The organism is Vreelandella vilamensis (genome assembly GCF_031451755.1).
In the GTDB taxonomy this organism is placed as follows: Bacteria; Pseudomonadota; Gammaproteobacteria; order Pseudomonadales; family Halomonadaceae; genus Vreelandella; species Vreelandella vilamensis.
Map to the genome: position 1 here is coordinate 1 of NZ_JARWAN010000044.1, position 8,581 is coordinate 8,581.

Below are 8,581 nucleotides of genomic sequence, written 5' to 3' on the forward strand. Positions count from 1 at the left end.
TCGCTCAACCCGGTAAAAATGCACGAAATCGAGCGTAATAAACGGGCTGCTTAAGCGCAGCCATTTGGACAACTGGGTTGAAAATCACCGACATGGACGGCACCTAGGTTCTGACGCTTGGCCTGGGTTTGGAGGCGCCTTGGGTTCTCAAGGACCAGCACCTAGATACATCCGTGTCGCCCCGGCCCATATCAACTAAACCTAATGTGGTGGTGACATATAACTAAATTTGTTTAACATAACCCTGCTCAACATTCTGAGCACTCGAAGCCTTCTATGGGCGATAAAAATTAATTAATTGGTGAGATTACTCTCGCTCAAGGGATGACAAAGATGGAATACATGAAACTTCAGGGAATGGGAAAGCTGGTTCTGGCGTTAGTAGTAATGGCTTTGATCACAGGCTGTGCTGCCAAAGCACCTTCCTCAAACAATATGCAAGCGGCGCTGCAGGGTTTTGAGTTACCACAGCAACCTTCTGCTGATGAAGGCATGGTCTATGTGGTACGTCCAGAAATGACAGGCACCATCGTTCGGTTTAATGTTTTTCTGAATGATCAAGAGGATGTGTCTGAGGTAGGCCACACTCGTGGCAACCAGCATATCTATTTCCCAGTTGAGCCGGGGCAGCATACGGTGTATTCCAAAGCGGAAAACTGGGCATCAATTGATGTAGACGTTGCACCAGGTGAAACTGTGTTCATTCGTCAGCACGCTAAAATGGGCTTGGTAATGGCTCGTAATACACTTTCCCTGCTGAACGAATTGGAGGGTGAGTACTTCGTAAAAGATACTAACCCCGGCACAATGACGAATCGCTAGCATTTGATAACGTAGTAGGACTCGGCATTACCACAGGGTTCTATATCAATTTGTGGGTCTATCCTGCATAGGCCCACAACCAATCTTGACCACCTTACTGAACGCTCATTAGCGATGAAAAGTAGAATTCCAATTCCGCGTCGAGGCCAAACGTGCCGGAGGTTTCGATCGAGTAAGCGACAATATTTTTATACGGCAAGGAGGTGAAATCGCGTTTACTACCGGTTAGCCCCTGGACGTTGACAGCAATAAGACGCTTGGTGGTGAAAACCACACCATCACGCATCGATTAGTAGGCGTCTATCACCTCTTCTCCATCGAGCAGTAGCGCCGCGACCTTATCGGCATAATCGCGGCTTTGCTTTAGTTTAAAAACGCTCTTGTTATCAAAATCGATCACGATGTGCTCCTTCCCCATAGTTTGTCCGCCATTTGCGTGATCTTGTCACACTAGGCAAGTTTATCCATCCAGCGCGCGGGTATCTGGTCTGCGCCCCACGCCGCCCGTGCGAGCTGGCCGGTTACGGTGGCCACGGTATCGGCATCGTCGCCTAAGTTCGCGGCGAGAATGAGCGCTGCCTCTAACGACGGTGCCTGCCAACAGCACCAAAGCGCGGCTTCCAGTGTGTCGATGACATAGCCGCTTGAGGATATTTCTTCACGGGGCAGCTCGCGAAACAGGCCCGCCTGAATCGCCAAGATACTGTCACTGCGGGCGGGTAACGCCGGTATATTGACCAGCACCTGGCGCAGCGGCTCGCCTTGCAACAAACGCCATAGCAGGCTGCCAAACAGCGCGGCGGCATCTAAGCAATCCGGGCTTGCGTGAGTCGTGTGGCTGCTCTCTATCGCGAACATAATCGCCTGCGCTTCGCTTTGTGCCACCATCACTGCAGGTGCTAAGCGCATGATACCGCCGTTACCGCTGCGGTTTACTTCAGTACTGCCCGCGTTAACGTCTTGCGTGCGCTCAAATCGACGCAAGGCTTCTTGCGTCGCCATGCCGATGTCGATACATCTGCCTTGGCAGGCCATATATCCCTCTCGCCACCAGCGCACATAACGCGTCAGCTGATCATGGGGATCAAACCCCTGACAGGTCAGTAGGCTATCGGCCAGGCATAACGCCATGGCGGTGTCGTCGGTCCATTCACCGGGGGCAACGTGAAAAGCGCCACCGCCTAGCATCTCGGTATGTAACGGAAAGCGATCCCGCGCGCAGAACTCTAACGTCGTCCCCAGCGCATCGCCGACCGCTAATCCCAACAAGGCCCCTCGGTAGCGGTTTAGGCGCGCGTCATCATTTAACGGTGTTATCGCCACATGGGATATTTTGGGCATGGTGCGTTCCTGCATAGTGTGATGGATCTTTATGATATTGCATCGATGCGACGTGGCATGTCGCACGCGCCTGCCAAACTGGGTTCTTCATCAGGAAGGAGCAGCTCATGAGTCACATCACGCATTACGACATCATCGGGGATGTCCATGGACGGTATGACACCTTGGTCAGCTTGCTGGATACCTTGGGCTACCACCAGGAGAACGGGGTTTGGTCCCAGCCGGGGCATCAGGCGTTGTTTGTGGGTGATTTGATCGATAAGGGCGAGGCGCCGGGAGCGGTATTGCGCTTGGTTCGCCAGATGGTCGATGCCGGCCATGCTCATATGGTGGTGGGTAACCATGAGCTAAACTGGATAAGCGCCGCTTACGCGTACCAAGGCGAGCCTCGCCGCTTTGTGCAGGCCACCCGAGCACATCACGATCGCAAGCGGCTCGTGGATGACTTTGCAGAGCGAGACAATGGCTTAGAAGCATTGTTAGACCACTTTCAGTGGCTGCGTGAACAACCGCTTTTTTTGCAAATAGGCGAATGCCGGGTGGTGCATGCCTGGTGGCACGAGGCTTCTGTTCAATGCTTAAAAGCCATGGGCATCCGCTGTTTGGATGACCGTGCCATAACGCCAGCGCGCTTTACCGCGCAACCGGTGATCACTCAACGTTCATTAATAGGCAATCACGATGCCCAATGACACCCGCTTGATCACCTTTTATCGTGGCGACGCGCCGGATCACCAAGGGCGCATGATCGAGGATATCTGGGCGCTATCGCCATTTTGGCTGGAACACACCCACGACTACATTCAGTGGCTGTTTCCCATCCCGGAGGCTAGCCGCTTCAATGCCTTCGCCCCTGTGTTGACCCCGGCGGTGCAAGCCGCTTTTAAAGAAGAAGCCACCCTACGTGAGCGCCAACAACGTTCGCTGGCGATGATGCTGGCGTTCTTTGGTCTTGAGCGCCATGGCGATCTCATCACCGCCGGGCCGTCGCTTTCCATTCAAGAACATATTTGGCTCAAAGCCGGCGGTCACCATCACCTGCGGATTACCCGCATCATCCGTTCGCTCGCCCTTTGCCACCAAGAGACACTCGCTCGTGCTTTTCAGCGTGCGGTGATGGAGATAGGCACTCAGCGTGGCGTGGTATCTGACACCTCATTGGCGTATTGGCGTGATGCGTTTTAATTGGCTCTGGAAGAAGCGCCCGCCTCACGACACCCCACCTGATACCCGCGTGGCCTTCGATTTCCAAGCGGCGGTAGGGTATCCGTTAACGCTACGCCTTTCGCCTTGGCAGTCAGCCACACCGTTCGCTTGGCAAAGCGACGTCAACGGTGAGCCGGTAGCGAGTGGCACGTTTTTAGCGCCGATAGGCATTGGCTGGGCGCTTCTCGCCACCACACACGCGCCAGCGCTGATGGCAGGTATGCCGGAGAGCGTTCGTGAGGTCATCCGACTGGCGCCCTTTTTGGGGGTGGAATTAGCCCAGGTTTGCGGTCAGCTTAGGGCTGCCCAGGAGTTAGCGGTGTCATCACCGCTGTTGTTGATTTTGTTGGTCGAGCGTGGCGTACAGGAATCCTGGACACCCGCCTTTTTTGACCACTTGTTGGGCAAGCGACAGGCAGAGCAATGCGCCGCTGTTGGTCTCGATAACACCAACGCCTGTGCCAAGCTGCTGCGTCGTTGCGCCTTGTGGCCGATGATTCCTCGGGACTTGCGGGAACTGGTACGCCCGCTTCACCGCAATGACGATACGGTCCTGCTACGCCATCACGCCTCACTGAATCTTGCGCACCTGCTTTTTCTTGCCCGCTATGAAGGCGAGCGATGGCCGGGGCTTTTGGTGCTCATCGATGGAACGCTGGAACACGATACCCCACGCCCTGGCGCGCATCTTTGGTTAAAGCGCATGATCACCGACACGGCATGCATGCTTCCGGCAACGCCTCAAGCACTTTACCGGGTCCGCACTGCCGCTGCATTGCAGGCCTTGCATGACCGACAGATACAGCGCTTTAACGCTGATCTACACGCGGATGACGGCCAACAAAATGCCGCGGCGCTGCAGCGCCGCCATGGCGATTACCCTGCCCCACCCTTGCCTGGCACTAAGGCCATCACGCCCCTGACCTCCTGGCAGGCCCTTCTGCAGGAAGGCCAGCGTATGGGGCACTGCGTTGGCAGCTATGATCGTTCGGTCGCACATGGGCGCTTAGCGATCTATCACATGCAGGCGCCTCAAGCGTTAACCATCGCCATTGCGCCGCAGGGCAATCATTGGGTGCTAAGCCAAGCACGGGGTGTTCGTAACGCCATGCCCCTTGACGAGGCACAAAAAGCGATTCAGGCGTGGTTAACCACCGTGCAGCCCCGGGCGTCTTAGTTCCTCCTTGAGCGTCATCTTGCTCTTACGACATGGTTTGTCGTAGCGCTGCCGTAAGCTCTGTTGATGGAAACTCAGGGAGGTAACCCGATGGCGACGACGACACTTTTTTCTGCAGAGCCCCTCGACACCGTGAAAACAACACTGGCGCAGCAGGACCTGGCCAAGTGGCAAGCGGACCGTGAATGCTGGGAGGAGACGCTGCCAATCATGAGTTGGTTAAGCCAGTTTTTGGTGTTAGCGCCGGTGGCGTCAGAACACGGGGATTTTGCCAGTACCGATGGGCGCTACCTGTATTTTTGCCCGGCATATAGCGCCACGCTCAGCGATGAGGCTCGGGTATTTTTGCAGGCGCACCTGATTTGGCACTGTGTCGCGGGGCATCTTGCTGCCCCGTTGGTAACGTGTCCGCATCGCTGGCATTTAGCCTGCGACCATGAGGTAAACAGCCTGCTCCTGGCATTGGGAATCAGGCTACCCTACCAGGCGCTGGTGTTTCCGGTTTGCTTCGGGCTAAGTGCTACGCGCGTGTATCGGTGGTTGGCGGGCCACCCATGCCCTGGAGAGGAAAAAACCCTGGATGTCCACCCGGCGGCAATGGGAGCGCGCGGTGATGCCAGTGTACCCGACATAGGATTGGCGGCTCTGTGGCGCCGCCGCGCGCATGTTGCGGCACGAAACGCGCCAGCGCTACCTCCGATGGTCGCCGAGTTCTGCGCGGCGCGGTAGGCTAAGTATCGTTTTCTCACTTTCAGGACAGGATGTCCCATGTCAGATTTTCGTGACACGCTGTTTCGCTACCTTACCCTGCTACAGCTCATTCCACGCGCGCCCGGGCGTATCTCCACCCCAGTACTGAAAGAGAAGCTAGAAGAGCGCGGGGTTCATATCGATACCCGCTCACTACAGCGCGACCTTCGCGATCGCCTTTCGCTCCATTTTCCGCTTAGCTGCGATGACAACCAAAAACCCTACCGCTGGTACTTCGATCGCGACTTTCACTGCCATTTACCCGCGTTGGATGTGCCGAGTGCGCTCACGCTGGTGCTGGCCGAAGAGTACCTCAAAGGGCTGCTGCCTCCTGTCGTGGTCGGGCAGCTGTCACCGCACTTTAGCGATGCACGGCGCTTGCTCAATGAATTAAGCGCTAACGGGTTAAGTCAGTGGGCGCGAAAAGTACGCGCCATTCTCAATGGCAAGGCGCTGATACCGGCAGAGCTTGATGAGGTCACCTGGCAAACGGTATCCCAGGCGCTGCTGGAGCAAAAAGCTCTTGATATTATGTACCTGTCACGCTCAACCGAGACGGAAAAACCGCTAACGCTGCACCCGCAAGGTCTTGTCAGTCGTCACAGCGTGACGTACCTGCTGGCGCAGGTAGAGGGTTTTGATGACTTGCGCCAATTTGCCCTGCACCGCATTAAAGATGTCGCCCTGAGCGAGGTCACTTGGCGGTCAAAAGCGGATTTCGATATTGATGCGTATATTCAAGGGGGCGCTTTCGGTTATCGCCAAGGAACAAGTGACGTAACGCTGGAAGCGGAGATTGCCCGCCCGGTGGCGTGGCTACTGCAGGAAACGCCACTGTCTGAAACACAACACATTTCGCCGCTGCCCGACCAAGACAACTACCATCTCACCGCCCGCGTCCCTGATGACCAACAAACGCTTTGGTGGCTGATGGGCATGGGCGCCAATATCAAGGTACTGGCTCCGGCCTCGTGGCGTGAAGCCCTCAAAACCAATGCGGAACAGGTAGTCGCGCATTACCGCGACACCTAGGCAAACCAACCGGCTTTGTCTTAGCGAGGTTTTTCGGATAAAAGATTCGGCAATTGTCTGCCATCCACTCAAGGAGCGTTGCATGCTGTGTTTTGCGTATGGGTCGAATATGTCGACCCACCGTTTGGCGGCGCGGATTCCCGCGCGCTTTGTGGCCACGGCCCTTTTACCGGGCTATCGGCTGGCGTTTCATCAGCGCAGCGGTGACGGTTCCGGCAAGTGCGATATCGTTCCCGCCTCCGCGCAGGCCACCGTTTACGGGGTCATTTGGGACGTCGCATCTCACCACAAACCCACCCTGGATCAGTACGAAGGGCTGGGGCATGCCTATGAGGAAGCATGGCTGACGGTCTCAGATATTGCCTCATCGCGGCAATATGAAGTGCAAGCGTATGTCGGCAAGATCACCGCGCATGGCGTTCGCCCCTACGGTTGGTACAAGCATCACGTACTTGCCGGCGCCCGGGAGCATGGTTTGCCGCTGCCTTATATCCGAGCGCTGGAACGGATCGAGGCCTTTAACGACCCAGATGCCAAGCGCCACGCCCGTGAAATGGCTATCCACGGCATTGACGAACCGTTTGCACGCGAAGTCTTTTAAACTAAAACAAACGGCTCAACATCGCGAAAAATACCGGTCTTGGTCATATCGCGGCGCAAGGCAAACGCTTCGACGGCCGCCACGGGATCAACCTGCGCCAGCTTATCGAAATGAATCCGCGACCACTGCTCGCGGGTAACCTTAATGCTGTAGAGGTATTGATCGCGCATGCCGCCGGTTGCCGTGTCAGCCACCTGGCTATAACCGGATACGCGCGCCTCTTGCACGTTCGGCAGTCGTGCAAACACAGCCCCTAGCACGCGAAACGCCACCCCGTGAACATAATCACGGTAGAGCTTGCGTTTACGTGTATCACTTAGTGGCTTGGGCGTTAGCTTGAGCGCCTTCGCCGGCATCGTCCATTCGCGATCCGGCATTTCGTCCTCAAGCGGTAAATCGATATCCACGGCGATAGTGTGCTCATCGCTGCCCAGATCAAAATCGATCTGGGTTTCCCGCGGCCATTCGATCTCTTCCAAACGCTCGCGCAGGGTCTGCTCCATGGTACTGATATCGTTGAACACACCCGCTGTTTCGCGCTGTTGACGGGCAAACTCTTCAGCGTCAAATTCGGCTTTGCGCCATTCCCACTGACGATAGTCGTCATCGAAACGCGTCTGCAGGCGAGCGTTTTCTAAGGCAATGCGCTGCTTGGCAGGAGGCCATAGCCAATGCCACCCGCTTATTGGCGAACGCTCAGGCGGGGTTGGTGGTGAATCAGGAAAGGACTTAGGCGTATAGCCGCGGGTTTCAGGACAAGGCGTCTCGTGATGTAGCTCACCCAGTCGCTGGAGGTCTTGGTTACGCCGTTCGCACAATACTTGCAGGCGCTCACGGATATCGGCTTCACCTTGGCGCCGCACCCACCGTTGATCCACTGGGGAAAGCGGCTGACCGTCTTTCCATTGATAGGTGACGTGCCCCTCATCATCCACGGCCAGGTCCAAGTCAAGATGCCCCGATTCCGTGATCCGAGTGAGCGGCCCCGGTTCCGAATCCGCTTTTCTCGACGAAGACCCTTTACCTTGCCGACTCAACTTCGTGCGATACGCCAGTCCCGTGCCAGGAAGTCCGGCATGGGCATGCGCGCCGCTTGGGCCAACGCTAACGCTAGCACCGCGTGGCCCAACCGACACACCAACGCCGCGCTTACTTAAGTTTAAACGGATACCCGGCGCCAGCGTGATACGCCGCTGAAAGCGAAAGGCCATGCCCTCTCCTTGTAAAAGCCATTATGAGGCAGAAAACTATCTTAGGCGGCCAGGATAGCGAAGATCAAAAAGTATTATCGATCTACTGTCAGAGTGAACTATCACGCCTTTGGGCATTTTCCGTTTCCATAGCGCCATCTGAACGCGTCACAGACAAGATCGGCTGTCATACGCTCACTTATTGCCCAGCCGACCACGTTACGAGAGTAAAGACCAATGAACACGGCTAGGTGTCGGGTCCCGTGTGATTGGCCACCTTTTTGGTAAATAACTCAGGATACTTGGTCTGCCATTCCTTCATTATCGCAATCGGTGATTGATGGTGCAGCGCCTTTTGCGGAATGTGGTGGTTATACAGCCAATTGTAGCGTTTGAGCGTTTGTTCCAGGTCCTCGCTTGATGCATAGCGCCGAGTGGCCAGCACGTCGCTGATGCGGCCGT

General features: G+C 56.0%; 10 protein-coding genes and 2 pseudogenes. 7 read left to right on the top strand and 5 right to left on the bottom strand.

The annotated features are described in order from the left end of the window. The first annotated feature begins 333 nt into the window (after positions 1 to 333). Positions 334 to 822 (top strand): DUF2846 domain-containing protein, encoded by a 489-nt coding sequence (locus QC823_RS15785; protein ID WP_309657298.1) that lies wholly within the window; start codon positions 334 to 336, stop codon positions 820 to 822. A 94-nt stretch (positions 823 to 916) separates the two neighbouring features. Here the strand turns inward: QC823_RS15785 and QC823_RS15790 are convergent, their stop codons facing one another. Both QC823_RS15790 and QC823_RS15795 read right to left on the bottom strand, forming a co-directional pair. Further along, positions 917 to 1,108, bottom strand: coding sequence for a PH domain-containing protein (locus QC823_RS15790; RefSeq protein WP_309657299.1), 192 nt, complete (start codon positions 1,106 to 1,108; stop codon positions 917 to 919). A gap of 164 nt (positions 1,109 to 1,272) precedes the next feature. Then, positions 1,273 to 2,163, bottom strand: a complete 891-nt coding sequence (locus QC823_RS15795; RefSeq protein WP_309657300.1) for an ADP-ribosylglycohydrolase family protein — start codon at positions 2,161 to 2,163, stop codon at positions 1,273 to 1,275. A gap of 107 nt (positions 2,164 to 2,270) precedes the next feature. Between QC823_RS15795 and QC823_RS15800 the strand changes: the two genes are divergently transcribed. The 6 genes from QC823_RS15800 to QC823_RS15825 all read left to right on the top strand — a co-directional run bounded on the left by QC823_RS15800 (position 2,271) and on the right by QC823_RS15825 (position 6,929). Further along, positions 2,271 to 2,855 carry a metallophosphoesterase gene (locus QC823_RS15800; protein WP_309657301.1) on the top strand — a complete coding sequence of 195 codons (585 nt, stop codon included), beginning with the start codon at positions 2,271 to 2,273 and terminating at the stop codon, positions 2,853 to 2,855. Continuing rightward, the gene (locus tag QC823_RS15805; RefSeq protein ID WP_309657302.1) at positions 2,845 to 3,348 is read left to right on the top strand and encodes an opioid growth factor receptor-related protein; all 504 of its coding nucleotides are present in this window, start codon (positions 2,845 to 2,847) and stop codon (positions 3,346 to 3,348) included. Before QC823_RS15800 ends, QC823_RS15805 begins: the two co-directional genes overlap by 11 nt. Continuing rightward, positions 3,299 to 4,546, top strand: coding sequence for a PcfJ domain-containing protein (locus QC823_RS15810; RefSeq protein ID WP_309657303.1), 1,248 nt, complete (start codon positions 3,299 to 3,301; stop codon positions 4,544 to 4,546). Before QC823_RS15805 ends, QC823_RS15810 begins: the two co-directional genes overlap by 50 nt. A 90-nt stretch (positions 4,547 to 4,636) precedes the next feature. Next, entirely contained in the window at positions 4,637 to 5,275 is a 639-nt protein-coding gene (locus QC823_RS15815) for a DUF2201 family putative metallopeptidase (protein ID WP_309657304.1), read from the top strand. 39 nt (positions 5,276 to 5,314) lie between these two features. Continuing rightward, a complete protein-coding gene (locus QC823_RS15820) occupies positions 5,315 to 6,328 on the top strand; it encodes a helix-turn-helix transcriptional regulator (protein ID WP_309657305.1) in 1,014 nt (337 codons plus the stop codon). An 82-nt stretch (positions 6,329 to 6,410) separates the two neighbouring features. After that, positions 6,411 to 6,929, top strand: coding sequence for a gamma-glutamylcyclotransferase family protein (locus QC823_RS15825; protein WP_309657306.1), 519 nt, complete (start codon positions 6,411 to 6,413; stop codon positions 6,927 to 6,929). Here QC823_RS15825 and QC823_RS15830 read toward each other — a convergent pair. The 3 genes and pseudogenes from QC823_RS15830 to QC823_RS15840 form a co-directional block, all read right to left on the bottom strand. Then, positions 6,926 to 8,140, bottom strand: a complete 1,215-nt coding sequence (locus QC823_RS15830; protein ID WP_309657307.1) for a DUF4236 domain-containing protein — start codon at positions 8,138 to 8,140, stop codon at positions 6,926 to 6,928. The two genes, QC823_RS15825 and QC823_RS15830, sit on opposite strands and share 4 nt — an antisense overlap. A 78-nt stretch (positions 8,141 to 8,218) precedes the next feature. Continuing rightward, positions 8,219 to 8,382, bottom strand: a pseudogene (locus tag QC823_RS15835) (DDE-type integrase/transposase/recombinase); the annotation flags it as partial. Beyond that, positions 8,367 to 8,581 (bottom strand): annotated as a pseudogene (locus tag QC823_RS15840) (IS481 family transposase); the annotation flags it as partial. The pseudogenes QC823_RS15840 and QC823_RS15835, both read right to left, overlap by 16 nt.